Genomic DNA, 25,201 nt, shown 5'->3' on the forward strand with positions numbered 1-25,201 from the left:
CGCGCACGCGACCGGCCCGGCCCCCGGGTGCGGGGCCGCGCCGGTCGTACGGGCCGAGGGGACTCAGGCGCGCAGCGCCTGCACGGCCGCCTCCAGCCGCTTGCCGAAGTCCTCGTCGGCGCGGCGGAAGTTGCCGATCGCGCGCTCGGCGATGTCGTCGCGCGAGACCTTCGCGATGAAGCCGGACAGGTTGTCGACCAGCCGGGCCTTCTCGTCCTCGGACATGAGCCGGTAGAGGTTCCCGGCCTGTACGAAGTCGTCGTCCTCGGCGTGCAGCGGCGTCGGGTGGCTGCCGGTGAAGCCGGTGACCGGGGTGGCGCCCGAGAGCGGCCGGCCCGTCTCCGCGGGGCCGCCGAAGCTGTTGGGCTCGTAGTTCTTCGCGCCCTTGTGGCGGCCGTCGTACAGGTAGCCGTCCCGGCTGTTGGTCCGCGCCTCGGTGGCGTGCGGGCGGTTCACCGGGAGGTGGTCGGCGTTGATGCCCACGCGGTAGCGGTGCGCGTCGCCGTACGCGAAGAGACGGCCCTGGAGCATCTTGTCCGGGGACGGACCGATGCCGGGGACGAAGTGCGCCGGGCTGAAGACGGACTGCTCGACCTCGGCGAAGATGTTCTCCGGGTTGCGGTTGAGCTCCAGCTTGCCGATCTCGACCGGCGGGTAGTCCGCGTGCGGCCACACCTTGGTGAGGTCGAACGGGTTGAAGCGGTACGTCGCCGCCTCGGCCGCAGGCATGATCTGCACCTGGACCGTCCAGGACGGGAAGTCGCCGCGCTCGATGGACTCGCGCAGGTCCCGCTGGTGGCTGTCCGGGTCCACACCGGAGAGCCGGACGGCCTCCTCGGTGGTGAGGTTCTTGATGCCCTGGTCCGTCTTGAAGTGGTACTTGACCCAGAAGACCTCGCCCGCCTCGTTCTGCCACTGGTAGGTGTGCGAGCCGAAGCCGTCCATGTGCCGGTACGAGGCGGGGATGCCCCGGTCGCCGAAGAGCCAGGTCACCTGGTGGGTGGACTCGGGCGAGAGCCCCCAGAAGTCCCAGACGTTGTCCGCCTCCTGGGAGCCGGTGTAGGGGTCGCGCTTCTGGGTGTGGATGAAGTCGGGGAACTTGATGGCGTCCCGGATGAAGAACACCGGGGTGTTGTTGCCGACGAGGTCGTAGTTGCCGTCCTCGGTGTAGAACTTCAGCGCGAAGCCGCGCGGGTCGCGCACGGCGTCGGCGGCGCCGAGGTTGCCCGCGACGGTGGAGAAGCGCAGGAACGTCTCGGTCTGCTTGCCGACCTCCGAGAGGAACCTCGCCCGCGTCCACCGCGACACGTCACGGGTCAGCGTGAACGTTCCGTACGCCCCGGCGCCCCGGGCGTGCACCACGCGCTCCGGGATGCGCTCGCGGTTGAAGTGCGCCAGCTTCTCCATCAGCGACTGGTCCTGCACCAGGACCGGGCCGCCGAGCCCGGCGGTCTCGCTGTTCTGGTTGTCGGCGACCGGTGCGCCTGCCTCCGTGGTGAGCGGTCCCTGCGTCACGTGCGCCTCCTGCGTCGTTTCCGCACGTCATGCCTTCATGCCGTGCCCGCGTCCGGTCTTCCTGTCCTCCGACCGACGCCGAAAGCGATCCTACATTGGACAAAGTCCAAGTCAACTGAGCATCCAAAGTCGCACCTATTCAAGACCTGGCCCGTGCGCTGCTAGAATGGCGCCATGAGTGACCTGCTGGAACGACTTCGAGGACGCGGCTGGCGCATGACCGCGCAGCGACGCGTCGTGGCCGAGGTCCTCGACGGGGACCATGTGCACCTGACCGCCGACGAGGTCCATGCCCGCGCGGTGGCCAAGCTGCCCGAGATCTCCCGCGCCACCGTCTACAACACGCTGGGCGAGATGGTGAGCCTCGGCGAGGTCATCGAGGTCTCCACCGACCGCCGCGCCAAGCGCTACGACCCCAACGCGCACCGCGCCCACCACCACCTGGTGTGCGCGCAGTGCGGCGCCATCCGCGACGTGCACCCGTCGGGCGACCCGCTGGCGGACCTGCCGGCCGGTGAGCGCTTCGGCTTCACGATCTCGGGCGTCGAACTGACCTACCGGGGCATCTGCCCGGACTGCGCCGCGGCTGCCTGAGGACGGGACATCGGACCGCCCCCGCCGGGGGCGGTTTTCGCGTGCGGGCATACGACCGAGGGCCGGATCTCCGAAAAGATCCGGCCCTCGGCCTTCAGTAGCGGGGACAGGATTTGAACCTGCGACCTCTGGGTTATGAGCCCAGCGAGCTACCGAGCTGCTCCACCCCGCGTCGTTGTGTTCACAACCCTACGGGACGGCTCGGACCAGTGCAAATTCGTTCGGACGGCCCCGGCCCTCGCCCCGGCCCCGAGCCGCCCCGGGGTCTACGCCGTCAGCTCCTGGTGCAGGGCCTCGCGCAGGCGGGCCGCGCGTTCCGCGACCTCCGCCGGGCCCAGCTCGACCGCCCGGGCGCACCAGCGCTGCCCCTCCGCCAGCTCACCGCGGCGCGCGGCGAGCAGGGCGAGCCGCAGCGCCGCCCGCCCGTGCCCGTCGGCGGCGGCCCGGGTCCACCACAGGGCGGCCTCACGCTCGCTGCCTTCGCGGGCCAGGAGCAGGCCGAGGTTGAACGCGCCGTTGCGGCTGCCGGACTCGGCCGCCTGCCGGTACCAGTGGCCGGCGCTCTCCACGTCGCCCCGGGAGGCGGCGAGCATGCCGACGCGGACCTGGGCGCGGCGGTGCCCCTGCTCGGCGGCGCGCTCGTACCACTCCTCGCACTCGGTCTTCTCGGGCAGCGGCTCGCCGAGGGCGGGCGGCCCGGGTGGCGGCTGCCGCGCGTCCAGCAGACCGGCCAGCCGGAAGGCCGCCTCCGCGCTGCCGCCACCGGCCGCGCAGCGCAGGTGGCGCTCGGCCTCCTGCTCCTCGCCGTGGTGCAGGAGCGCCATGCCGACCTGGAGCGCCGCCTCGGTGTGCCCGGCCGCGGCGGCCCGCTCGTACCAGAGCAGGGCGGTGCGGTCCTCGTCGCGCCCGGCGTAGAGGATGCCGAGGTTGAAGGCCGCGTCGACGCTGCCCGCCTCGGCCGCCTTTGAGAACCAGGGCTCGGCACCGGCCGGGTCTCCGGCCTGGAGCAGGAGGACGGCGAGCGCGTTGGCGGCCTCGCGGTGGCCCGCGTAGGCGGCGCGGCGGTACCACTGCTCGGCCTGGGGGGTGCGGTCCTGGGCGGCGCAGAGCAGCCCGAGGTTGTACGCGCCGTTGACGTCGCCCGCGTCCATCGCCGCGCGGTACCAGCGCTCGGCGGTCTGCTGCTCGCCCCGGGCCGCGTGCAGCGCGCCGAGGGCGTTCGCGGCGTTGCCGTCGCCGTCCTGGGCGGCGCGCAGCCACCACACGGCGGCGCTCTCCCGGTCGCCGGCGTCGCGCAGCAGGAAGCCGAGCGCGCAGGCGGCCCGGGCCTCGCCCGCCTTGGCCGACATGAGATACCAGCGCCCGGCCTCCTTGAGCTCGCCGCGCTGTTCGAGGATCGCGCCGAGGTGCAGGGCGGCGCGCCGGTGACCGCGCGCGGCGGCCTGCCGGTACCACTGCTCGGCCTCGCCGGTGCGCGCGTGGCCGGGACCGGCGGTGGGGCCGTCGCCCTCGGCGGTGCGCCGGGGCGCGAGGGACTCCACGGCCTCCGCGCCGGTGCGCGGGCCCAGGCCGGAGCGGCCGAACACCTCGTGCGGGGCGTCGGCGGCGTTGCGCTCCAGGAGGCGCGCGAGCCGGTAGGCCGCCTCGCGGTGGCCCTGTTCGGCGGCGGCGCGCAGCCAGCGCTCGGCGCCGACGTCGCTGCGGTGCTCCAGGAGGTCGGCGAGGGCGTAGGCGCCGAGCGCGTGGCCCTGCTCGGCGGACTGGCGCAGCCAGTATTCGGCGGCGGGCTCGTCCCCGCGCTCGCGGAAGTGCCGGCCCAGGGCGTGCGCGGCCGCGGCGGAGCCGGCCACGGCGGCGGTGCGCCACCAGCCGGCCGCCTCGTCGGGGTAGCCGCGCTGGTGCAGCAGGACGCCCAGGTTGTTGGCGGCGGCCCGGTCTCCGTCGGCGGTGGCGGCCCGCAGGTAGGGTTCGGCGCCGGCGAGGTCGCCCCGGCGCAGGAGCAGCGCGCCGAGCACGCTCATCGACGCGGTGTCACCGGCGTCGGCCGCGCGGCGGTGACGTGCCTCGGCCTCGGCGCCGTCCGCGCTCGCCTCGGTCTCCGCCCGCTCGGCGTTCTCCACGCCGTCGGCGGTCTCGATGGTCTCTGCGGGCTCGGCGGTCGCGGCACTCTCCGCGGTCTCGGCGCTCTTGGCGGTGGTCTCGGAAGTCTCGGCGCTCTCGATGGTGTCTTTGTACTGCTCGGCGGCAGCGGCAAACACCACATCCGCCAACTTTTCCGCCGGATGGACGTGACCCCGCGCAAACCGCCCTGTCTTCAACAGAGTTGACCTGTCCCCCATAAATACCATCGTCGCACCACCTGTAACCCGCGTACACCTGGTATATCGCGGTCAGTGACGTCACTTCAGCGTTTTGTCGACATGCCCACAGAGAGACAAGTCAAACACGTCCCCGGCCAACTGGTGCCCCTCGAACCGCACTTCACGCCCACCTCGCGAAACAAGCCACCACGGCATGACGAAGGCCCGGATCCCCTGGAGGATCCGGGCCTTCGTCGTGCAGTAGCGGGGACAGGATTTGAACCTGCGACCTCTGGGTTATGAGCCCAGCGAGCTACCGAGCTGCTCCACCCCGCGTCGTTGTGTTCAAACCGTACCACGACGCGGAGGTGGAGCTTTACCGGGTTACTCAGCCCCCGCCCTCATCGCCCGCTTTGTCCGAAGTGCTGGCTTGACTGGCCTTGTCACCCTTGTCGGGCCCGGCCGCCTTGCCGTCATCGGACTTGTCGGCCTTGCCGTCGCCGTCCGCCTTGGACTGGGCCGCGGCCGCCCGTTCCAGCGCGTCCTGGAGATCGGTCTGCGCCTTGCCGTAGGCCACCCAGTCCTGCTTCTTCAGGGCCGCCTCGCCCTCCGTGTACGCCTTCTGGGCGTCGGCGATGGCCTTCTTGAGCGCCGCGTCACCGGTGGCCGGCGGCTGACTGGTGTCCGGCGGCTCGGTGGTGTCGCCCGGGGGCTCGCTCGTGTCGGACCCCTCGGCGCCGAACACGGCGTTCAGGGCCTCTCCGAGGCTGTTCTCGAAGACGATCTTCGAGCCGTACGAGGCGGCGACCTTGCGCAGCAGCGGGTAGTTCTGCGTACCACCGCGCGTGTAGACCGGCTCGATGTAGAGGAAGCCCCCTTCGAGCGGCACGGTCAGCAGGTTGCCGTACTCGATGTCGGAGTCGGTGCCCTTGAGGTTTCTCACGAACTCGGCGACGTCGTCGTTGCCGTTGAGCTCACTCTGTACCTGCCCGGGGCCCTTCACCGCACCGGTGACTCTCAGGAGCCTTATGGTGCCGTAGTCCTTGCTGGCCGCATCGGCGTCCACCGCCATGAACGCCCCGAGGTCGGGCCGCCCCTTCGGGGTGAACGTCGTGGTGAGCGAGAACTTCTGAGCCGTCTGACCCGGCATCTTTATGCTCAGGTAGTACGGCGGGACGGAGCCGGACTCCTTGTTCGTCGGGTCGTCCGGGACCTGCCAGGCGTCACTGCCGCTGTAGAACTGGGCGGGGCTGGTGACGTGGTAGCGGGTCAGCAGCTCGCGCTGCACCTTGAACAGGTCCTGCGGGTAGCGCAGGTGGTCCATCAGCTCCTGCGGGATGTCCGCCCTGGGCTTCACGGTCCCGGGGAACGCCTTGCGCCAGGTCTTCAGGACCGGGTCCTTGGTGTCCCACTCGTACAGCGTGACCGTGCCGTCGTACGCGTCGACGGTGGCCTTGACCGAGTTGCGGATGTAGTTGACCTGGTTCTGCTGGGCGACGACCGCGCGCTGGTTGGTGGTCAGCGAGTCGGCCGTGGTGTCACCGAGCGTGGTGCGCGAGGCGTACGGGTAGCCGTTGGTCGTCGTGTAGGCGTCGACCACCCACTGGATGCGCTTGTTGACCACGGCCGGATAGGCGTCGCCGTCGATGGTGAGCCAGGGGGCCACCGCCTCGACGCGCTCCTTGGGCGTGCGGTTGTAGAGGATCCGCGAACCGTCGCCGATGGCGCCCGAGTACAGGATCTGCGGCTCGCTGAACGCCACGGCGTACGCGGCGCGGTTGAACGTGTTGGAGAGACTGACCCCGCTGTCGCCCTTGTAGCTGGTGGTCTTCTCGCCGTCGTCCTCGTAGTCGAGCTCCTTCTGGGGCCCGCCGACGATGGAGTACTGCTCGGTCTTCTCGCCGTAGTAGATCTCCTGCTGGTACGTGCCCAGGTCGCCGGTGGTCGGCAGTCCGGACTCGGTGAAGTCGGGAGATCCCTTCGGGTTCTTACCGGTCGTTGTCCCCCGGGCGGCGATGGCACCGTAGCCGTGGGTGTAGGTGAAGTGGTCGTTGATCCAGTTGCGCTTGGGGATGCCCTGGATGTTGAGCTCGCGCAGACCGATGACCGTGTCCTGCTCCTTGCCGGCGGCGTCCTTGTACCGGTCGACGTCCAGCGTCTTGGGGAACTGGTAGTAGTTCCTCTTCTGCTGGAGCTGCTGGAAGGCCGGCGAGACGACGTTGGGGTCCATCACCCGGTAGCTCGCGGCCTCGTTCGCCGCGGCCCGGAGCTTGGCGTCGTCGTCCTCGGTGGACTTGCCCGTGTAGTCCGAGACCTGTGCGTCATCGATGGCGTACGCGTTGCGCGTGGCCTCGATGTTCTTCTGGATGAACGGGGCTTCCTTGGCCTGCTCGTTCGGCTGGACCTGGAACTTCTGCACGATCGCCGGGTAGAGGCCGCCGATCAGGATGGCCGAGAGCACCATGAGACCGAAGCCGATCACCGGCAGCTGCCAGGTGCGCCGCCAGAGCGTCGCGAAGAACAGCACGGCGCAGATCGCGGCGATGCAGAACAGGATCGTCTTGGCCGGGAGGTAGGCGTTGGCGTCGACGTACCGCAGGCCCGTCCAGTTGTCCGTGGCCTTGAAGTCGCTGGACTTCACCGCCAGGCCGTACCGGTCGAGCCAGTACGCCACGGCCTTCAGCGCGACGAAGACCCCGAGCAGCACGGACAGGTGGCCGGTGGCCGCGCCCGTCGCCCGCGCGCCGGGGCTGGTGACGCGCAGCCCGCCGTACAGGTAGTGGGTCAGCGCGGCGGCGATCAGCGAGAGCACCGTGGCCGCGAAGCCGAAGCCCAGCATGAAGCGGTACCAGGGCAGGTCGAAGGCGTAGAACGACACGTCCAGGTGGAACTGGGGGTCCTTCTGACCGAACGACACGCCGTTCACGTACATCAGCCACGTCCGCCACTGACCCGAGGCGGAGGCGCCGGCGATCAGACCGACCAGCGCGGTGACCGCGAGCAGCACCCACTTCTTGTACGGGGCGAGGCTCATCCGGTAGCGGTCCAGGCTCTGCTGCTCCAGCGACATCGCGCTCAGCGGCGGCCGGAGCCGGTGCGCGAGCCAGATGTTCAGGCCGACGGCCAGGGCCATCAGCAGTCCGAAGACGAGGAACAGCCCGATCTTGGTCCACAGGGTGGTGGTGAAGACGGACGAATACGCGACCGACCGGTACCAGAGCCAGTCCGTCCAGAACCCGGCGAACATGACGAACGCCATGGCGAGAATCGCCAGGACGCCCAGAGTCATGAGCAGGGTTCGGGCGCGCCGGGACGGGCGGCCGACTCTGATCCGTGGCCCGGTCGGGCCTCCGCCGCGGTCCGGCATCTGGAAAGCCAACGTGCGCACCTCGAAGTTCGCGGGTCGTGTGGAGCGGGCCCAGCGATCGTAGAGCCCATCCCTTCAACTTACTGATGCTTTACCTAGTTCCCGTTCCGGGGGCTGAAGGAGGCAGGATGTTGCCCATGTCCAACGTTTCCCCCTCAGGCCCTCCGATGGCCGCGAGCCCGCTCACCGTCGCGGTGCTCGAAATCGATGAGTACATCTCCACCCTCGGCTGGGACCAGCCGGCCCGCCTCTTCGCCCTGGTCGACACCGCGCGGCTGCGGGCCCAGGAACCGGGCCTCGCCGCCCAGCTCGGCCTTGACGACGACGGTACGAAGGCCGCCGCGCTGACCCCCGTCGAGCAGGAGGAGCTGCCCGCGGGAACGGCGCTGGACGAGTTCCTCGCCACGATCGCCTGGCCCGACGCGGTCGCCGGGTGCGCCATGACGGTGGAGCGCCTGATGCTGCCGCCGTCCGCCGAGGCGTCCGTACCGGACGGGCTGGACGACGAGCGGCTGACCAAGTGGGTCGCCGAGCACCCCGACCGGCAGGAGGTCAGGATGACCGTGGCCGTCCTGCGGGACGGGGCGCGCGAGTCCGCCGTACGCCTGCGTGAGAAGGACTCGGCGAGCGAGGTGCTGACAGGTGCCGGTCTCGTGCCGGGGCTGGCCGAGGCGCTGGCGGCCACCTTCGAGTCCTGACCGCCGTCATGTGCCGCGGGGGCGCGGTCAGCCTGCCGAGCAGCTCGGCAGCCCGGCCGTGTCCCCCGCACGGAGCTTGTCCAGCGACTTCTTGGCGTCGTCGATGTTCTTGACCCGGATCAGGGTGAGCCCGTCGGGGGTGTCCGCCGCAGCCGCCTCGCAATTGTCGTCGGGGGTCAGGAAGTAGCGTGCGCCCGCGTTGCGCGCACCGACCAGCTTCATGGTGATCCCGCCGATCGGGCCGACCTTGCCGTCGTCGTCGATGGTGCCGGTGCCGGCGATGAACTTGCCGCCCGTCAGCTGCCCCGGGGTCAGCTTGTCGAGGATGCCCAGCGAGAACATCAGTCCCGCGCTCGGACCGCCCACGTCGGCGAGCTTGATGTCGATCTCGAAGGGGAAGGTGTGGTCGGTCCCCGCCTGGATGCCGACGATCGCCCGGTTCCCCTCGGGGGCCTTCACCGTGGTGAGGGTGATCTTCTCGGTGCCCTCGGGCTGCTTGCCGGCCTTCTCGGCCGCCGCCGCGGTCTTGGCCGGGATCACGGTGAAGGTGACGTCCTGGCCCGGCTTGCGCTTGGTGACCAGCTTGGCCACGTCCTCGGGCTTCTCGACCGCGGTGCCGTCGACGTTCTTGATGATGTCGCCCGCGTGCAGTCGGCCCTGCGAGGGGCTGTCCTTGACGACGCTGGAGACCACGACGTGCGAGGTGACCGGGATGTTCAGCTCCTCGAGGGCCGCGACCTTGGCGCTCTCCTGGGACTGGCTGAACTCCTCGGCGTTCTCCTGCGTCGACTGCTCCTCGGTCTTGCCGTCCGGGTAGAGGGTGTCGTGCGGGACGACGACGCTGTCGTGGCCCAGCCATCCGGAGACGGCCTCGACCAGATTCATGCTGTAGTCGGCGCCGGTGACGCGGACCGTCGTCATGTTGAGGTTGCCGGAGGTCTTGTACGTCTTGTGGCCGGTGATCCGCAGAACGGGATCGCCCTCGACGTCACCGAGCGTGTTCACCGTCGGACCGGGAGACATCTCCGAGTACGGCACTTTGATCAGCACGCCCGCGCAGAGCAGCGCGATCAGGATCAGCGTGGAGGCGAGCATCGTCGCGGTGCGGCGTGGCATGGAACGACAGTACGGGAAGGGTCTGTCAGTGCACCGCCGGGGCCGGTCCGTACGGGGCCGGGGGCGGGCCGGATGAGGACGCCGGGCGTGGCCTCAGACGTTCGATATCTGCTCCACCGGTTCGGAACCGGAGTGGGACTTCTCCATGGCTTCGCGGAATCGCGCATACCCGGCGAGCTCGGTGACGTCACCGGTGGTCCGGTTGCGGGCGGCCCAGCCTCCCCATATCGCCGCGCCGAACGCGGCGAGAACCGGAATCAACAACCAGGCGAGCGCTGCCATGCCGACCTCCCTACCCCTTGATCCGGCCGACTGGCCGATCAGCAGATTAACCATCTGGAAAACCAACGCTCGTGGCAGGGGTGCGGTTACGCAAATCGGGGCGGATGGACGCCGTTCCGGTTTGCGTTCAGCAGGCGCCGACCCACTCCTCCGTGCCGTCCGAGAAGCGCTGGTGCTTCCAGATCGGAACCTCGTGCTTGAGGTCGTCGATGAGCTTGCGGGACGCCGCGAACGCCTCCGCGCGGTGCGGGCAGGAGACCGCCACGACGACCGCGATGTCGCCCACTCGGAGTTCACCCACCCGGTGGACGGCGGCCAGCGCCCTGACCGGGAACTCGGCGACGACCTTCTCCGCCACCCGGCGCAGCTCCTCGGCGGCCGAGGGGTGGCACGAATAGCCGAGGCCGTCGACGTCCTGTCCGCCGTCGTGGTCACGCACGGTGCCGACGAAGAGGGTGGTGCCGCCCGCGGCGTCGTCACCGACCGCCCGGAAGACCTCGTCCACCGACAGCGGCGTGTCACGGATGTCCAGCAGCCGGAGGGGGTCCTGCGCCGTCTGCTCGCCGGGGTGGTCGTACGTGAGTGCCATGAGCCCATCGTGCCGTACCGCACCGACAAGACGGAATTGCCGGTTCACCCGGCGGGCCGCGCCCCGTCTTGGAGCCTTCTACAGGGTGCTCAGATTCGGCGGCGGGCCTTGCGGGCGCGGCGCACCAGTGCCGCGGTGCCCAGCAGCGCGACGGTCGCCCCGGCGGCTCCGGCGGCGGTGGCGTCCTTGCGGCCGAGGCGGCGGCCTGCGACGGTGTGGCGTCCCTCCACCTCTTCCAGGAGCGCGGCGAGCACCTCCTCGTTGGTCCAGGCCGGGCGCCAGCCCGCGTCGTGCAGCCGGCTCACGCTGACCACCCAGGGGTGCATGGTGTACGCCAGGTCGCCCGCGGGCGAGGGGGTGAGGCCGATCCGGTGCAGCCGGGCGGCGGCGCCCAGCGCGACGGCGGAGGGGAGCTCCATCCGGCGCACCCCGCTCAGCTCCTCGACCTCCTCCTGCTCCAGCCAGCCGTCGCAGCCGACCGCGAACTCCCCGTCGATCTTTTCCAGGGCGGCGTACTCCAGCGCCGTGACCAGGTCCTCCACGTGGCAGAACTGCCAGGCGGGCCGGGAACCGGCGACGACGAGCAGCCTGGGCGACTCGAAGTAGCGGGTCAGCGCGGTGTCCGTGCCGCCGACGAGCACGGCGGGGCGTACGACCGTGACGTGCAGCCCGGGGTGGGCGCGCGGGGCGCGGCGGCCGAGCCGTTCGATCTCCAGCAGGTCGCCGACCCCGGTGGCCTCGGCGGTGGCCCGCAGCTCGGCGTCCTCGGCGAGCGGGAGGTCGTTGTCGGGCAGCGCCCCGTAGACCATGGCGGAGGTGCACAGGACGACGCGGTGGACGCCGGCGGCCGCGGCGGCGGTCAGCACGGTCTGGGTGCCGCGCACGTTGTAGGCGGTGCGCGCGGCGGGGTCGGTCTCCAGGTCGAGGTCGAGCGCCAGGTGGACGACGACGTCCGCGCCGCGCAGCTTGTCGGCGATGGCTGGGTCGCGGACGTCGAGGAGGTGCCAGGTCGCGTCGGAGACCTCGCCCCGGCGCTCGTCGATGGCGATGACCTGCTTGATCTCCTCGGAGGCGGCGAGCCGCGCGGTGAGCAGGTCACCGACGCCCGTCGCGGCTCCGGTGACGGCCACGACCGGGCCGCGGTCTCTGGGGCGGCCGGGAACGGTTTTCTTCTCGGGTGACGGGTCGGCCAGGTTTCGCGCTGCGCGAACCTGCGGATCTGGGGAACTCACCGGGCGTCTCCAGCGGTTGTCTTCAGTACGTACCCGCGTGACACGTACGTACCAGGTGGCGTCCATCCTGCCGCAGGGCCGGACCGGGCGGAGCACTGAGGCCCTGAGCGGACTTGGTGTCTACGCTGGATGGTGATGTCGGGCAGTCGCCGTCGGTTCCCCCGGCGGCCCTACGAGCCGAGGAAACCCGTGAGTGACACCCCATTCGGATTCGGCCTTCCGCCGGAGGAGCCGGACGACGGCGACAAGGGCAAGAAGAACGACCCCACCGGAGGTGGGCAGGGTTCGGGCGGTCCGGCGAACCCGTTCGGCTTCGGCCCCGGCGCGGGCGGTGACAACCCCTTCGCCGCCATGTTCGGCTCGATGAACCCGAACGACCTGGGCGCGGCCTTCCAGCAGCTCGGCCAGATGCTGAGCTACGAGGGCGGGCCGGTCAACTGGGACATGGCCAAGCAGATCGCCCGCCAGACGGTCTCGCAGGGCACGCCGGACGGCTCCAAGGACGCGAGCGTGGGTCCCGCCGAGCGGTCGGCGGTCGACGAGGCGCTGCGCCTGGCCGACCTGTGGCTGGACGGCGTGACGTCGATGCCGTCCGGCGCCATCTCCAGCGTGGCGTGGAGCCGCGCGGAGTGGGTCGAGGCGACGCTCCCGGCCTGGCAGCAGCTGGTCGACCCGGTCGCCGAGCGGGTCGGCCTCGCCATGGGCGATGTGCTGCCCGAGGAGATGCAGGCGATGGCGGGTCCGCTGATCGGCATGATGCGGTCGATGGGCGGCGCGATGTTCGGCCAGCAGATCGGGCAGGCCGTCGGCGTGCTGGCGGGCGAGGTGGTCGGCTCGACCGACATCGGGCTGCCTCTGGGCCCGGCGGGCCGGGCCGCGCTCCTCCCGCTGAACGTGGAGCGGTTCGGCAAGGACCTGTCCGTTCCGCAGGACGAGGTGCGGCTGTATCTGGCGCTGCGCGAGGCCGCCCACCAGCGGCTCTTCGCCCATGTGCCGTGGCTCCGCTCGCATCTGTTCGGCGCCGTCGAGGGTTACGCCCGCGGCATCAAGGTCGACACCAGCAAGCTGGAGGACGTGGTCGGCCAGTTCGACCCCTCGCAGCCCGAGCAGCTGCAGGAGGCCCTTCAGCAGGGCATGTTCCAGCCGGAGGAGACCCCGGAGCAGAAGGCGGCCCTGGCCCGCCTGGAGACGGCCCTGGCGCTGGTCGAGGGCTGGGTGGACGCGGTGGTGCACGCCGCCGCGAAGTCCCGGCTGACCTCGGCCGACGCGCTGCGCGAGACGATGCGCCGGCGCCGTGCGTCCGGCGGCCCCGCCGAGCAGACCTTCGCCACGCTGATCGGCCTCCAGCTGCGTCCGCGCCGGCTGCGGGACGCCTCGCGGCTGTGGGCCTCGCTCACGGACGCCCGCGGTCTTGAGGGGCGCGACGCGCTGTGGGAGCACCCCGACATGCTCCCGACCGCTCACGACCTGGACGACCCGGACGGCTTCGTGCACCACGAGCAGCTGGACTTCTCCGAGCTGGACAAGATGCTCGGCGAGGCGGCGAACGGTCCGAAGAAGCCCGAGGCGGGGGCGGACACCCCCGACGACGTCACGGACGAGGGCGACAGCGACGGCAAGGACGACACCGACAAGTGAGCCTGCACGACGACGCCGTCCTCGTACTCAAGGGTTACGGGGCGGGGGCCGGCGCCGCCCAGGAGGAGTTGCGCGACGCCTATCTGGAACACCTCGCGCGCCATCCGGACGGCATGTGGAAGTCCTGCGGGGCCGGGCATCTGACGGCCAGCGCCCTGGTCGTGGACCCGGAGCGCGGCCGCGTGCTGCTCACGCTGCACCGGAAGCTGCGGATGTGGCTGCAGATGGGCGGCCACTGCGAGCCCGGTGACGCCACGCTCGCGGCGGCCGCGCTGCGGGAGGCGACGGAGGAGTCCGGGATCACCGGACTGGCGCTGCTGCCGGGCGGGCCCGTGCTCCTGGACCGGCATCCGATCCCCGCGCCGTGCCACTGGCACCTGGACGTGCAGTACGCGGCGGTGGCACCGGCGGGCGCGACGGAGAGCATCAGCGACGAATCCCTGGACCTGCGCTGGTTCGCGTACGACGAGGTGGCCGGGGTCTCCGACGCCTCGGTGGTCCGGCTGGTGGAGCGTACGCGCGCGGTGCTGGAGGGCGGCCGGTAGCGGCCCGTACGAGAGGACAACGGTAAGGGGCGGCCTCCAGAGAGGCCGCCCCTTACTTCGCTGTATGGCTCAGTTCCAGGCGTTGTTCTGGTTCTGGCCGTGCGCGCCCTGCTGGCCCATGCCGTACTGGGCGGCGAGGCCCTGTCCGATCTGGGCGTTCTGCGGCGGCATCAGCTCGCTCGGCTGGACCAGGGCGAAGCCCTGTCCGAGGAAGCTGAGCTCCCAGCCCTCGCCGGTGTTGCCGCGCCTGCGGAAGACGCCCGAGGAGTGCGTCTGCGCCTGCATCTGCACCCGCAGCGAGGTCGACCAGGCGACGATCGCGTCGGCGTCCGCGCTCACGTACTTGTCGGGCGTGACCTGCATCATCAGCGGCTGGCCAGAGGTCATCAGGGCGACCTTGCCGGTGCCGGAGATGTTGAGCTGGTACTTGCCGGTGCCCGAGATGCCGTACTGGCTGTCCACCGCGATGACCTCGGTGTGCAGTGAGGAGTCGAGCGCCAGGACGTAGGAGCTGTCCACGGTCAGGCCGTCGTGGTCGACGTCCACGACGTGGATGTACTGCGCCAGGTTGGCGAAGTAGACGGTGCCCTGCCCGGAGCAGCGCATCAGGTCCAGGCCCTCACCGGTGTGGGCGCGGGAACGGCGCTGGCTGTTCGACTGGTACTCGCCGTCGAACTCCATCAGCCCCTGGTAGGCGACCATGGCGCCCTTGCGGGCGAGGACGTCGTCGTGGCCGGTCAGCGCGACCCGCAGAAGCTGCGGGTTCTGGATGGTGTAGCGCTCCTGGGACTGCTGTTCCGTGAGGCCGAAAAGCGAACTCTGCATGGTGTGTCTCCCTCCCCGTCAGTGCCGGACGCGCAGCCGGTCGGTGCTGTCCTCGCTCGGCTGGACGACGACGATCCCCTGGCCGGAGAAGGCCATCTGGAACGCCTCGCCGCTGCCCCGTCCGATGAGCGAGGACGCCTTGAAGCTGCGCTTGCCCTTCACCTTGAGGTTCGGGGACCAGGCGACCAGCGCGTCCGGGTCGACGTACGTCTCGTCCTCGCCGCGCCCGCAGTCGACGACGATCGGCGTGCCGCGCGAGGTGATCGCGACCCAGCCGGTCCCCGAGATGCAGACGTTCCACAGGCCCTGGCCGGCGAACTTGGCGAGACCCTTGACCCGCTCGACGCCCCAGGTGAGGTGGCCGTCGAAGGCGAGGACGTTGGTGCCGTTGACCGAGAGGGAGTCGTTGTTCAGGTTGATGACGACGACGTCGGCACCGTAGTCGGCGAGGTAGAGCAGCCCGTCGCCGGTGCACTTCATGAGGGGCGCGCCCTCGCCGGTGATCCACTGCGAGGCGATCTGGCGGACGGCGGGCGGGTTGGGCTCGTACTGGATGAAGCCCTCGTACGCGACCATCGATCCGGTGCGCGCGTAGAGGTCCTGGCCGGTCGCCATGGCGACCTTCAGCATGGAATGGCCGTGGTTCTCCATCCGTGCCGTGACGGGGGTCGGGGCGTAGCCCGCGAGTTGCTGGTTCATGACGGGCTCCCTCAGACCTCGTAGGGCTGGACGACGATGAAGTTGCCGGGCGCGCCCCGGAACTGGAGGTTCACGGTCTCCCCGCTGTGTCCGGGATAGGCGTTGCGGCGCAGCCGGACCTGGCTGGAGATGATCACCTGGGACGCGGACGACCACGCCACGACCGCGTTGCAGTCGGCGAAGGTGGTCGGGGTGACCGGCAGGACCACAGGGGTGCCGTGGGTCTTGACGACGAGCGTGCCGGTGCCCTGGAACTGCATGGTGAACAAGGCACCGCCGGGGATTCCGTGGCCCTCGATGCGGCGGACCTCGTACTGGAGCGACTCGTCGAAGGCGAGTACATTCTCGGCGGAGACGCAGACTCCGTCGCCCTGGAGTTCGATGGTGTGCAGATGGGCGCCTTCCTCGGCGAGGAAGACCTGGCCCCGGCCGGTACAGCGCATGAGCTGCATCTCCTGGCCGGTGGCGTTGCCCACCATGCGGCCGGCGAAACCCGCGCCCTTGTAGCTGAAGTCGACCTTGCCCTGGTACATCACCATGCTGCCCTGCCGGGCGAGCACTCCCGTACCGCCCATGGTCAGGTCGACCCGCATGAGCTGCTTGTTCTGCGGGGTCCAGCGCTGTCCGGTCGCGGTCTCCTTGTACGGCTGGAGCGCGGCCTGAAGACCGGCACCGGCGGCCTGCGGCATGCCGCCGGGCATGCCCTGCCCGCCCGGAGGCATGCCGGGGGGCTGCTGGCCGTACGGGGCCGGGGCCTGCTGCCCGTAGGGCGCGGGCGCCTGGCCGGGCACCTGTCCGAACTGCTGCTGGGGCTGGTGGGGCTGCTGCCCGAAGTGCTGCGGCGGCTGCTGGCCGGGCTGCCCGTACGGGGCCGGCGCGGGCGGCGGAGGCACGGTGCCCCCGGGCGGCGTCATCGGGGCGACGATCGTCGGCGCGGCGTGCATCTGCTGCTGCGGGGTCGGCGCCGGGCCGGGGGCGGGTGCCGGGGTCCCGAAGGACGGCGCGGGCTGCGGGGCCTGGGGCGCCTGCGGGGCCGCCGGGGCACCGAAGGACGGGGCCGGGGCCGCCTGGGCGGGCGGGGCGAACGACGGGGCGGCGCCCTGTGGCGGCGCGGCGGCGGCCGGTTCCTCCTCGGCGACCTCGCCGCCGAAGTTCTTCAGCAGCGCTTCAAGGCCGCCGTCGAAGCCCTGGCCGACCGCGGCGAAGCGCCAGACGTCCTTGAGGTAGAAGTCGCCCAGCATGACGGCGCGCTCGGTGCTGAACTCCGAGCCGTTGAAGGCGTACCTGACGACTTCCTCGCCGCCCGCGACGATCCGGATGTATCCGGGACCGACCTGCGACATCTGCCCGGCACCGTCGACGGTCGCGGTGAACGACAGCTTGTGGATGTTCGCCGGAATGCGGTCCAGGGTGACGCGGAACGACTCGGTGTCCCCGGCCTGGGCACCGAGGAGCTGAATGGACTCCTCGGGAGATTTCGGCTGGTTGAAGAAGATGAAATACCGGTCGTCGGAGAGCTGCTCATTGGCATCGAGCCCGAAGCAGCTGATGTCAAAGCTCAGCCCCGGGCCGGCGATCTGCACCCCTACGTACAGGTCCGTCCCCGGCGTGAGATCGCTGATCTTGGCCTTGTGGCCGCGTTGGAATTCCCTGGCCATGCGTAACGACCGTCCCCCATCCGGAAGGTGAATGCGTCGCGTCAGGCTATCCGCAAACTCCGGCATTGGGCGAAGCCGGTACAGACCCGGTACAGAAACACCCGACACCGCTCACCCGTCGCCACCACCGGTCACTCGCCGCGTGCGGCCGGCAGGTGCGGCAGCCGGTCGGCGGCCACCACACCCTCCAGGTAGCCGCGGGCCCGCTCGGTGCGGGGGTATGCGTCCAGCAGCCGCCAGAACCGGGGCCCGTGCCCGGGCACCAGGAGGTGGGCGAGCTCGTGGACGAGCACGTAGTCCACGACGTACTCCGGCATGCCCTGCAACCGGTGCGACAGCCGGATGCTGCCCTCGGACGGGGTGCACGAGCCCCAGCGGGTGTTCTGGTTGGTCACCCACCGCACGGACACCGGCCTGGCCCGGCCCTCGAAGTACTCGGCGGACAGGTGCTCCGCCCGCTCGGCGAGCTCGGTGTCGCCGAGGACGCGCCTGCTCTCCTGGGCGGCGAGCTTGTCGAGCATCACGTCCACCCAGCGCCGCTCCTCGGCCTCGGACATCCGGGCGGGGATGAGCACGATCGTGCGGTCGCCCTCGCGATAGGCGGAGACCGTCCTGCTGCGGCGGGCGCTTCTGCGGACCTCGACCGCGCTCGTCGCGGGGGCGCGGCGGGCAGGGTCCGCACGGCGCCGGCGGGGTCCGGCGGCGGGCACGGCAGGCTCCCCGGCAGAGCCGGGCGACGGATCGGCGGGCACGCCTCGACGTTACCCGCTGTATGCGGGGGAAGTCCCGCCTCCGGGACGGTTCTCCATGATCGGCTCCACGCCTTGCACCATTTGAACGACTAATACCCACGCCTGTGGATAACTTTCCGCACGTCTCGGCGCCCCGCTGCATTCTGGCAAAGGAACACGCACAGCAAGTCACGCACAGCGGAGTCACAGACACACAGACCGGGGGAAGCCGTGCATCCGATGTTGAAGCCCGCACTGCGCCGCGCTTGGCGGGGTGGGGACACCGTGCAATTCGGGGTGACCCCCGCGCATGCGGTGAAGGTCGGCCCGATGGATATCGCGACGGGCTGTTTCATGGAACTGCTGGACGGCACCAGAGGCATGCCGCTGCTTCGCGAACAGGCCCGGGCGATGGACTTGACCGAGCGTCACGTGGACACCCTCGTGGCGCGCTTGGTGGATGCCGGACTCGTGGACGACGTACGGGCGGGCGGCCCGCCGGCGGAAGCGCTGCGAGCCAGGTCCGGCGTCCTGGAGCGTCACCGCCCCGACCTGGCGTCGCTCTCCGTCGTCCATCCCGAGCCCGGCGGAGGGATGCGCAGACTCGCGGCCCGCCGCTCGATGCGCGTGCAGGTCAGAGGCGCGGGCCGGGTCGGCGCGGCCGTCGCGGCGGTGCTCTCGGGAGCGGGGGTCGGCCGGGTGGAGGTCATGGACGGCGGGTGTACGGAGCCGGGAGACGTGTCCCCCGGCGGCCTGCCCGCCTCTGCCGTCGGGGAGCGCAGGGACCAGGCGGCCCGGCAATTGGTGCGCCGCTCCGCCCCCGGCCCCGGGCCCCGGGCGCCCGGGGCGGCGGGCTCCGGTCCGGCCGGGCACGAGCCGGGGCTGTCCCTCATCGTGGTCGCCCCGCGCGACGGACTTTCGGCGTACGTCCCCGATCCGGGCACCGCCGAGCCGTGGATCGCCTCGGGCACACCTCATCTGTACGCGGGTGTGCTGGAGGCCACCGGGTTCGTCGGCCCCCTGGTCCTGCCCGGCGGCACGGCCTGCGCGGGCTGCCTCCAGTCGCACCGGCGGGACCGGGATCCGCAGTGGCCGCGCATGCTGGCGCAGTGGCAGTCCGGGCGGCGCGGCGCCGCCCAGGCGTGCGACCTGGGCCTGGCGACGGCCGTGGCGGGGCTGGCGGCGGCGCACGCGCTGGCCTTCCTGGACGGCGAGCTGCCCGTGAGCACCGGTGCTCGGTGGGAGGCGGCGCTGCCGCTGTTGGACTGGAGGACGGAACGGATCGGTGCGCACCTCGACTGTTCCTGTGGCGCCGCCGGTCACACTGAAGGGGTCCGCGCCTCCGGAGCCGGCACGGCGCACGACACAATGGCCGGGTAACCGCCGCACGCAGCGCGGCAGTCTGGGAATTGGAGGGGCTTATGTCTGATCTTCCCCGGAAGGCGGTCACCCGTACCGCCAAGCTGGCCGCGCTGCCGTTGGGTTTCGCCGGCCGCGCCACCTGGGGGCTGGGCAAGCGCATCGGCGGGAGATCGGCGGAGCTGGTGGCCCGCGAGGTCCAGCAGCGCACCGCGGACCAGCTCTTCAAGGTCCTCGGGGAGCTGAAGGGCGGGGCGATGAAGCTCGGCCAGGCCCTGTCCGTCTTCGAGTCCGCGCTGCCCGAGGAGGTCGCGGGGCCCTACCGCGCGGCGCTCACCAAACTCCAGGAGGCCGCTCCGCCCATGCCGAGCGGCACGGTGCACGCGGTCCTGGCGGAGCGGCTCGGCGAGGACTGGCGGGAGCTGTTCCTGACCTTCGAGGACAAGCCGTCGGCCGCGGCGTCGATCGGCCAGGTGCACCGGGCGGTGTGGCACGACGGGCGGGACGTGGCCGTGAAGGTCCAGTATCCGGGGGCGGGCGAGGCGCTGCTCTCGGACCTGACGCAGCTCAGCCGGTTCGCGCGGCTGCTGGGCCCGCTGGTACCGGGCATGGACATCAAGCCGCTGATCACGGAGATGCGGGACCGGGTCTCCGAGGAACTGGACTACGAACAGGAGGCGCGGTCCCAGCAGGCGCATGCCGAGGAGTTCGCGGACGATCCCGATGTCGTGGTCCCCGAGGTGGTCCACCAGTCGGCCCAGGTGCTGGTCACCGAGTGGATGGACGGTGTCCCGCTGGCCGATGTGATCGCCGACGGCACCGCCGGGCAGCGCGACCGGGCCGGCCAGCTCCTCGCCCGGTTCCTCTTCTCGGGCCCCGCGCGCACGGGCCTGCTCCACGCCGACCCGCACCCGGGCAACTTCAGGCTGCTCCCCCCGGAGGCGGGTGCGTCCGGCGAGGAGGGCGCGGAGGGCGCGGACGCGTCCTCGTGGCGGCTGGGGGTGCTGGACTTCGGGACGGTGGACCGGCTGCCGGGCGGACTGCCGCAGACCATCGGGGACGCGCTGCGGCTGACGTTGGGGGGCGACGCGGACGCGGTCTACGAGATGCTGCGGGCGGAGGGGTTCGTCAAGGACTCGATCGACCTGGATCCGGACGCGGTGCTGGACTACTTGCTGCCGATCATCGAGCCGGCCCAGGTGGAGGAGTTCACGTTCAGCCGGAGCTGGATGCGGCATCAGGCGGCCCGGATAGCGGATCCGCGTTCCCCGGCGCATCAGTTGGGCAAGCAGCTGAACCTGCCGCCGTCCTACCTGCTGATACACCGGGTGACGCTGAGCACGATCGGGGTGCTGTGCCAGCTCGGCGCCACGGTCCGCCTCCGCGACGAACTCGAATCCTGGCTCCCTGGGTTCCTGCTCCCGGAGGACGCAGAGGGCTCGGAGGGCGACGAGGAGGCGGAAGCCCCGGACGCGGAGGGCCCGGAGGAGGCGGAAGCCCAGCTGGGTGACGAGGGCCCGGAGGGCCTGGGCCCGGAGGGCCTGGGCCCGGAGCCCGCTCCGCCCGCGCCGAGGTCCGCCGAAACGGTGGACGCCGGCTAGCGGAGCGGCACCTGCCGACCGGAGCTGGGCCACGCCGGACCGCGCCACGCCGGACCGGGCCGGGCCGAGCCGCGCCACGCCCCGCCGAGCCCCGCGAAACGACCCCGGGGCCGGTCCGTTGGACGGATCGGCCCCGGGGTGGGGTGCTGCTGCGCGGGTGGCTCCGGGAGGCGCGGCCCGCCGGGCGCAGAGAGCGGCTGCGTCCGGGCGGGGCCTCCATGGCCGGCCGGGCCGGGTCAGTGCATGACGGCCATGGCCAGCGCGCGGCGGGCGCGCATCGAGGCGCGCTCGGCACGGCGCTGCATCCGCCGGGCGGAGATCAGGCGCACGGCCTGACGGTCCGCGTCGGCTTCGCGCAGGCGGTCGTGCATATGCGCACGGGCCAGGGCTTCTGGGATGAGTTGCATTTCGCGGGTCCTGTTCTGACGCGAGTCGTTCGCGCCGATGATGGTGACGTCCGGGGTCGCGGAGCCGGCGGGCTCGGCCGTGGGGGCGGGGATGGTCATTGGAGCCTGGTTTCGGGGATCGTGGGTGAGGGGACGGTCGATGGTTCCGATGCGCTTCATGGGCTTGGGGGCCGGGACCCCCAGGTCGGCGATCACGCCGCGACCGGGTTCTTGCGCGGGCGGCCACGCGGCCGCTTCCGGGCGACGACGACGCCCTGGATGAAGAGCTCGCCACCCCAGACACCCCACGGCTCGCGGCGCTCCTTGGCGCCGGCGAGACACGCCTCGACAAGCGGGCAGGTGCGGCACAGGGACTTGGCGTACTCGACGTCGGCGGGCGACTCGGCGAAGAAGACCTCCGGGTCGTAGGCGCGGCAGGGGACGGGTACACCGAGGTTCTCGATGGCGTCGTCGAGCGCGGTGAGCGCGGTGAGGGGGGTCAAGGTGGAGTCCTCCGTGAGGCCGGGCGGGGAGATCGTGTCGGAAGGCGGTACGGACGGGGCGTGCGCTTCGAGTTGCACGGTGGTGGTGTCCTCGTCTGGTCGTTTCCGGCCTGTTGGCCGGGGGGCGGCTGGTACCAGGTCCTGCTTGTCCCGAGGCCCCTTCTCGTTGTCCCGCCCGTTGAGGCAAAACAAAAGGGCCGCGGATCCCGAGTGGGGTTCCGCGGCCCTGAAGGCGCCGGCCTGATGCTGGATCAGGCTGGATCACTCCAGGGTTCAGGCCCACGGAAGGCCCACATCGTGTGGTGCTGCTTCGTCTGCTCGGTGACGCCGGCTTCCGCTCCCGCACCGACGGCCGCAAAGGCATAGGCCGGGGCCTGTCCCTTCGCTACTGCTGCTGCCGGTGCCTGGGTCGGTCGCTCATTGCGCTCCCGCACGGGAAGACCAGCCAGGGACATCGGAATGACGGCGGAGACGCCGGACACACCGGTGGCGCGCAGGGAGGACTTCGGGGCACGGGCGAGAAGGCCGAGCGAGCAGGCGGAGACGACCGAGAGATCGGTCATTTTGTTGGTCTCGATGATGCTGATCACTTCAATCGCCTCCTCTCGGCGTCTCGGGGGGACCGGCGGGCCGGTCCTGCGTATTCGGATAAGTACAGCACGGATCCAGGGCTTCAGAGAAGCCGCTGTTTCCGTGGTTAAGAACCTATGGTGATGACTGGGGCGGGCGCAAACTATTTTTGCGACGAGTTTTTCTCACATCTCCCCGGCGGCGTCCGCCTCGCCCTCGCACCCGTCCCCGCCTGCGCAGATGTCCAGAACGGCGGCTCCGAAGCGGCCCAGCTTCCGTGCGCCGACCCCCGGGATCCCAGCCAGCTCGCCCTCGCTGCCGGGCACTGCCTCCGCGATGGCCATCAGCGTCCGGTCGGTGAACACGCAGTAGGCGGGCTGGCCGATCTCCCGCGCCCGGGCCGCACGCCAGTCGTGCAGCCGTTCGTACAGCGCCTCGTCCATGTCGGACGGGCAGCCGTCGCAGCGCATCAGCTTCATCTCGCCGGCGTCCGTCAGCGTCTTGCCGCAGACCCGGCACCGGGCCGGTGTCCGGGGCTTGCGCCGGGCCGCCGCCGGACGCCCTTCGCCACCCGAGCCGGCCGCCCCGCCCTCGCCGCTCCGGAAGCCGTCGCCTACCCAGACGCCGCCCGGGCCGGCCGCCGCCGCGCTCCGGCCGCCGGGGCCCGTGGAGCCGGGGCGGAGCCCGTTCAGGAAGCGGGTCGGCCGGCGCCCGGGGCGGCCGCCGGGCGACCGGGAGAGCGACCAGGACAGGGCGAGGTGGAAGCGGGCCCGGGTGACGCCGACGTACAGCAGCCGGCGCTCCTCCTCGATCTGCTCCGCCGTCTTGGCGTAGGTGATCGGCATCATGCCCTCGGTCAGCCCGACCAGGAACACCGCGTCCCACTCCAGGCCCTTCGCCGAGTGCAGCGAGGCCAGAGTGACGCCCTGGACCGTGGGCGCGTGCTGGGCGGCGGCCCGCTCGTCCAGCTCCGCGACCAGATCGGACAGCGTCGCCCCCGGGTGGGCCCGCTCGAAGTCCTCGGCGAGCCTGACGAGAGCGGCCAGGGACTCCCAGCGGTCGCGCACCGCGCCGGACCCGGCGGGCGGCTCGCTGCGCCAGCCCTTGGTGGAGAGCACCGCGCGCACCTCGGCGGGGAGGTCGTCCGCGTGGTCCAGGAGCGAGTCGTTGCCCCCCGCGCGGGCCGCGCCGCGCAGGGCCACGCCCGCCTCGCGGACCTCGGCGCGCTCGAAGAACCGCTCGGCGCCCCGGAGCTGGTAGGGCACCCCCGCGTCCGCGAGGGCCTGCTCGTAGACCTCGGACTGCGCGTTGACCCGGTAGAGCACCGCGATCTCGCCGGCCGGGACGCCCGACGCGATCAGGTCCCGGATGCGGCGGGCGGTGCCCTCGGCCTCGGCGGGCTCGTCCGCGTACTCCACGAAGGCGGGCTCGGGGCCGCGCTCCCGCTGCGAGACCAGGTCGAGGCGGTGCTCGGCGGCCCGGCCGGTGGCCTGGGAGAGCAGCCCGTTGGCCAGGTGGACCACCTGCGGGGTCGAGCGGTAGTCCCGGACCAGCTTGACGACGGTCGCGCCGGGGTGGCGGGTGCGGAAGTTGAGCAGGTGGTCCGGGGTGGCCCCGGTGAACGAGTAGATCGTCTGCCCCGCGTCGCCGACGACGCAGAGGCTGTCCCGGTCGCCGAGCCAGAGGTCGAGCAGCCGCTGCTGGAGCGGGCTCACGTCCTGGTACTCGTCCACGACGAAGTGCTGGTACTGGCGGCGGACGTGGGTGGCGATGTCGTGCCGGTCCTGGAGGATGCCGACGGTGAGGAGCAGCACGTCCTCGAAGTCGATCACGGTGCGCTCGCGCTTCAGCTCCTCGTAGGTCTCGTAGACCTTGGCGATCTCCGCCGGGTCGCGCGGGGCGTCCCGCTGGGCCTTGGCCACCACCGCCGGGTAGTCGGCGGGGACGGTCTGGGTGACCTTGGCCCACTCGATCTCGCTCGTGACGTCGCGCAGCTCGTTGCGGTCGAGCCGGAGGCCGCTGCGGGCCGCTGCCTCGGCCACCAGCTGGGCCTTGCGCTCCAGGAGCCGGGGCAGCTCGCCACCGACCGCTTTCGGCCAGAAGTACTGGAGCTGGCGCAGGGCCGCGGAGTGGAACGTGCGCGCCTGCACCCCGCCCGCGCCGAGCTGGCGCAGCCGGCCGCGCATCTCGCCCGCCGCCCGGTTGGTGAAGGTGACGGCCAGGACGCTCGACGGCTGGAGGATCCCCGCGCGCACCCCGTAGGCGATGCGGTGCGTGATGGCCCGCGTCTTGCCCGTACCGGCTCCGGCCAGCACGCACACCGGGCCCCGCAGGGCCGTGGCCACCTCGCGCTGCTCGGGGTCGAGCCCGTCGAGGACGGCGTCCGCGGAGTCCGGGACCCGGGGGAAGAGGGTGGAGTGCGTTGCTGATGTCACCCCGCCATGCTGCCAGGTCGCCCGGGGCGCGTGCGGTGGTTGTCCACAGGGGTGAGGTATCCGTCGTACTAATGCGGGGCCGGTCCGCGCGGAGGTCCGGTGCCCGTCCCGCAAGGGCCCCGGGGGCGGGAATGGCGGCCGGGTCGCATACGTTCACCTGGCGTGCGGCAACGCACGCCCCGGCCCCGTGTGACGCAGCAGACGCGTGAGCGCCCGTCCGGGCGTGACGGGATTTGCCGGGACCGAAGAGACAGAGGAGCGCGAAGACATGCCGGGCACTGTGACGATGTACAGCACCACCTGGTGCGGCTACTGCCGTCGGCTGAAGGGGCAGATGGACCGCGAGGGCATCGCCTACACCGAGATCAACATCGAGCAGGACCCGGAGTCGGCCGCCTTCGTCGAGAAGGCCAATGGCGGAAACCAGACGGTCCCGACCGTGCTCGTGGTCCCTGGGAACGGCGGCGAGGACGTCGTGATGACGAACCCGAGCCTGGCCCAGGTGAAGCAGGCCCTCGGAGCCTGACCTCGGGCACCCCGCCCCCACCGGTCCGCGCA

22 protein-coding genes and 2 tRNA genes are annotated in these 25,201 nt (G+C 71.5%); 7 read left to right on the top strand and 17 right to left on the bottom strand.

Going from position 1 to position 25,201, the window contains the following annotated elements:
* Positions 1–63: 63 nt before the first annotated feature.
* Positions 64–1,515 (bottom strand): catalase, encoded by a 1,452-nt coding sequence (locus ACZ6C6_RS11375; RefSeq protein ID WP_469201485.1) that lies wholly within the window; start codon positions 1,513–1,515, stop codon positions 64–66.
* Between the two features lie 174 nt (positions 1,516–1,689).
* On the opposite strand from ACZ6C6_RS11375, the gene ACZ6C6_RS11380 reads away from it, so the two are divergent.
* Positions 1,690–2,109: a Fur family transcriptional regulator gene (locus ACZ6C6_RS11380; RefSeq protein ID WP_026171852.1), complete on the top strand. Its 420-nt coding sequence runs from the start codon at positions 1,690–1,692 to the stop codon at positions 2,107–2,109.
* A 98-nt stretch (positions 2,110–2,207) separates the two neighbouring features.
* On the opposite strand, the gene ACZ6C6_RS11385 is transcribed toward ACZ6C6_RS11380, so the two are convergent.
* The 4 genes from ACZ6C6_RS11385 to ACZ6C6_RS11400 all read right to left on the bottom strand — a co-directional run bounded on the left by ACZ6C6_RS11385 (position 2,208) and on the right by ACZ6C6_RS11400 (position 7,776).
* Positions 2,208–2,281, bottom strand: a tRNA-Met gene (locus ACZ6C6_RS11385).
* Positions 2,282–2,375: 94 nt separating this feature from the next.
* Positions 2,376–4,457, bottom strand: coding sequence for a tetratricopeptide repeat protein (locus ACZ6C6_RS11390; protein ID WP_469201487.1), 2,082 nt, complete (start codon positions 4,455–4,457; stop codon positions 2,376–2,378).
* A 214-nt stretch (positions 4,458–4,671) separates the two neighbouring features.
* Positions 4,672–4,745, bottom strand: a tRNA-Met gene (locus ACZ6C6_RS11395).
* Between the two features lie 52 nt (positions 4,746–4,797).
* Complete coding sequence (locus tag ACZ6C6_RS11400) at positions 4,798–7,776, bottom strand: UPF0182 family membrane protein (protein ID WP_469201846.1); 2,979 nt, start codon at positions 7,774–7,776, stop codon at positions 4,798–4,800.
* Between the two features lie 128 nt (positions 7,777–7,904).
* On the opposite strand from ACZ6C6_RS11400, the gene ACZ6C6_RS11405 reads away from it, so the two are divergent.
* Positions 7,905–8,474: a PPA1309 family protein gene (locus tag ACZ6C6_RS11405; RefSeq protein WP_469201489.1), complete on the top strand. Its 570-nt coding sequence runs from the start codon at positions 7,905–7,907 to the stop codon at positions 8,472–8,474.
* 27 nt (positions 8,475–8,501) lie between these two features.
* Here ACZ6C6_RS11405 and ACZ6C6_RS11410 read toward each other — a convergent pair whose 3' ends face one another.
* The 4 genes from ACZ6C6_RS11410 to ACZ6C6_RS11425 all read right to left on the bottom strand — a co-directional run bounded on the left by ACZ6C6_RS11410 (position 8,502) and on the right by ACZ6C6_RS11425 (position 11,693).
* Positions 8,502–9,590: a YlbL family protein gene (locus ACZ6C6_RS11410; protein ID WP_469201491.1), complete on the bottom strand. Its 1,089-nt coding sequence runs from the start codon at positions 9,588–9,590 to the stop codon at positions 8,502–8,504.
* 93 nt (positions 9,591–9,683) lie between these two features.
* Complete coding sequence (locus ACZ6C6_RS11415; RefSeq protein WP_365680293.1) at positions 9,684–9,872, bottom strand: hypothetical protein; 189 nt, start codon at positions 9,870–9,872, stop codon at positions 9,684–9,686.
* Between the two features lie 127 nt (positions 9,873–9,999).
* Positions 10,000–10,461, bottom strand: a complete 462-nt coding sequence (locus ACZ6C6_RS11420) for a molybdenum cofactor biosynthesis protein MoaE (protein ID WP_469201493.1) — start codon at positions 10,459–10,461, stop codon at positions 10,000–10,002.
* 89 nt (positions 10,462–10,550) lie between these two features.
* On the bottom strand, positions 10,551–11,693 hold the full coding sequence (locus ACZ6C6_RS11425) for an SDR family oxidoreductase (RefSeq protein WP_469201495.1): 1,143 nt from the start codon (positions 11,691–11,693) through the stop codon (positions 10,551–10,553).
* A gap of 189 nt (positions 11,694–11,882) precedes the next feature.
* Between ACZ6C6_RS11425 and ACZ6C6_RS11430 the strand changes: the two genes are divergently transcribed.
* Positions 11,883–13,331, top strand: a complete 1,449-nt coding sequence (locus ACZ6C6_RS11430) for a zinc-dependent metalloprotease (protein WP_469201497.1) — start codon at positions 11,883–11,885, stop codon at positions 13,329–13,331.
* A complete protein-coding gene (locus ACZ6C6_RS11435; RefSeq protein WP_469201499.1) occupies positions 13,328–13,876 on the top strand; it encodes an NUDIX hydrolase in 549 nt (182 codons plus the stop codon). Before ACZ6C6_RS11430 ends, ACZ6C6_RS11435 begins: the two co-directional genes overlap by 4 nt.
* Positions 13,877–13,945: 69 nt before the next feature.
* Here the strand turns inward: ACZ6C6_RS11435 and ACZ6C6_RS11440 are convergent, their stop codons facing one another.
* The 4 genes from ACZ6C6_RS11440 to ACZ6C6_RS11455 all read right to left on the bottom strand — a co-directional run bounded on the left by ACZ6C6_RS11440 (position 13,946) and on the right by ACZ6C6_RS11455 (position 17,810).
* Positions 13,946–14,701, bottom strand: a complete 756-nt coding sequence (locus ACZ6C6_RS11440; RefSeq protein WP_469201501.1) for an AIM24 family protein — start codon at positions 14,699–14,701, stop codon at positions 13,946–13,948.
* 18 nt (positions 14,702–14,719) lie between these two features.
* Entirely contained in the window at positions 14,720–15,400 is a 681-nt protein-coding gene (locus ACZ6C6_RS11445; protein ID WP_164402472.1) for an AIM24 family protein, read from the bottom strand.
* Positions 15,401–15,411: 11 nt separating this feature from the next.
* Positions 15,412–17,058: a TerD family protein gene (locus tag ACZ6C6_RS11450; protein ID WP_469201504.1), complete on the bottom strand. Its 1,647-nt coding sequence runs from the start codon at positions 17,056–17,058 to the stop codon at positions 15,412–15,414.
* A 131-nt stretch (positions 17,059–17,189) separates the two neighbouring features.
* Positions 17,190–17,810, bottom strand: a complete 621-nt coding sequence (locus ACZ6C6_RS11455) for a M48 metallopeptidase family protein (RefSeq protein ID WP_469201508.1) — start codon at positions 17,808–17,810, stop codon at positions 17,190–17,192.
* Positions 17,811–18,020: 210 nt separating this feature from the next.
* On the opposite strand from ACZ6C6_RS11455, the gene ACZ6C6_RS11460 reads away from it, so the two are divergent.
* Both ACZ6C6_RS11460 and ACZ6C6_RS11465 read left to right on the top strand, forming a co-directional pair.
* Positions 18,021–19,169: a ThiF family adenylyltransferase gene (locus ACZ6C6_RS11460; protein WP_469201511.1), complete on the top strand. Its 1,149-nt coding sequence runs from the start codon at positions 18,021–18,023 to the stop codon at positions 19,167–19,169.
* A gap of 41 nt (positions 19,170–19,210) precedes the next feature.
* Positions 19,211–20,749: an ABC1 kinase family protein gene (locus ACZ6C6_RS11465; RefSeq protein WP_469201513.1), complete on the top strand. Its 1,539-nt coding sequence runs from the start codon at positions 19,211–19,213 to the stop codon at positions 20,747–20,749.
* Between the two features lie 236 nt (positions 20,750–20,985).
* Here the strand turns inward: ACZ6C6_RS11465 and ACZ6C6_RS11470 are convergent, their stop codons facing one another.
* The 4 genes from ACZ6C6_RS11470 to ACZ6C6_RS11485 all read right to left on the bottom strand — a co-directional run bounded on the left by ACZ6C6_RS11470 (position 20,986) and on the right by ACZ6C6_RS11485 (position 24,643).
* On the bottom strand, positions 20,986–21,315 hold the full coding sequence (locus tag ACZ6C6_RS11470; RefSeq protein ID WP_469201848.1) for a hypothetical protein: 330 nt from the start codon (positions 21,313–21,315) through the stop codon (positions 20,986–20,988).
* 32 nt (positions 21,316–21,347) lie between these two features.
* Positions 21,348–21,716, bottom strand: a complete 369-nt coding sequence (locus tag ACZ6C6_RS11475; RefSeq protein ID WP_018105532.1) for a WhiB family transcriptional regulator — start codon at positions 21,714–21,716, stop codon at positions 21,348–21,350.
* A gap of 173 nt (positions 21,717–21,889) precedes the next feature.
* Positions 21,890–22,228: a hypothetical protein gene (locus ACZ6C6_RS11480; protein ID WP_365680272.1), complete on the bottom strand. Its 339-nt coding sequence runs from the start codon at positions 22,226–22,228 to the stop codon at positions 21,890–21,892.
* A 165-nt stretch (positions 22,229–22,393) separates the two neighbouring features.
* Complete coding sequence (locus tag ACZ6C6_RS11485) at positions 22,394–24,643, bottom strand: ATP-dependent DNA helicase UvrD2 (RefSeq protein ID WP_469201516.1); 2,250 nt, start codon at positions 24,641–24,643, stop codon at positions 22,394–22,396.
* 268 nt (positions 24,644–24,911) lie between these two features.
* Between ACZ6C6_RS11485 and ACZ6C6_RS11490 the strand changes: the two genes are divergently transcribed.
* A complete protein-coding gene (locus tag ACZ6C6_RS11490) occupies positions 24,912–25,169 on the top strand; it encodes a mycoredoxin (RefSeq protein ID WP_469201518.1) in 258 nt (85 codons plus the stop codon).
* Positions 25,170–25,201: the final 32 nt, after the last annotated feature.

It is taken from the genome of Streptomyces sp. NPDC041814, from assembly GCF_055590565.1.

Bases quoted from the DNA above. Each gene is read 5' to 3' on its own strand.
- ACZ6C6_RS11420 (WP_469201493.1), bottom strand. From the start codon at position 10,461: ATGGCACTCACGTACGACCACCCCGGCGAGCAGACGGCGCAGGACCCC.
- ACZ6C6_RS11400 (WP_469201846.1), bottom strand. From the start codon at position 7,776: ATGCCGGACCGCGGCGGAGGCCCGACCGGGCCACGGATCAGAGTCGGC.
- ACZ6C6_RS11415 (WP_365680293.1), bottom strand. From the start codon at position 9,872: ATGGCAGCGCTCGCCTGGTTGTTGATTCCGGTTCTCGCCGCGTTCGGC.
- ACZ6C6_RS11440 (WP_469201501.1), bottom strand. From the start codon at position 14,701: ATGCAGAGTTCGCTTTTCGGCCTCACGGAACAGCAGTCCCAGGAGCGC.
- ACZ6C6_RS11450 (WP_469201504.1), bottom strand. From the start codon at position 17,058: ATGGCCAGGGAATTCCAACGCGGCCACAAGGCCAAGATCAGCGATCTC.
- ACZ6C6_RS11410 (WP_469201491.1), bottom strand. From the start codon at position 9,590: ATGCCACGCCGCACCGCGACGATGCTCGCCTCCACGCTGATCCTGATC.
- ACZ6C6_RS11380 (WP_026171852.1), top strand. From the start codon at position 1,690: ATGAGTGACCTGCTGGAACGACTTCGAGGACGCGGCTGGCGCATGACC.
- ACZ6C6_RS11465 (WP_469201513.1), top strand. From the start codon at position 19,211: ATGTCTGATCTTCCCCGGAAGGCGGTCACCCGTACCGCCAAGCTGGCC.
- ACZ6C6_RS11490 (WP_469201518.1), top strand. From the start codon at position 24,912: ATGCCGGGCACTGTGACGATGTACAGCACCACCTGGTGCGGCTACTGC.
- ACZ6C6_RS11390 (WP_469201487.1), bottom strand. From the start codon at position 4,457: ATGGTATTTATGGGGGACAGGTCAACTCTGTTGAAGACAGGGCGGTTT.
- ACZ6C6_RS11445 (WP_164402472.1), bottom strand. From the start codon at position 15,400: ATGAACCAGCAACTCGCGGGCTACGCCCCGACCCCCGTCACGGCACGG.
- ACZ6C6_RS11405 (WP_469201489.1), top strand. From the start codon at position 7,905: ATGTTGCCCATGTCCAACGTTTCCCCCTCAGGCCCTCCGATGGCCGCG.
- ACZ6C6_RS11470 (WP_469201848.1), bottom strand. From the start codon at position 21,315: ATGAAGCGCATCGGAACCATCGACCGTCCCCTCACCCACGATCCCCGA.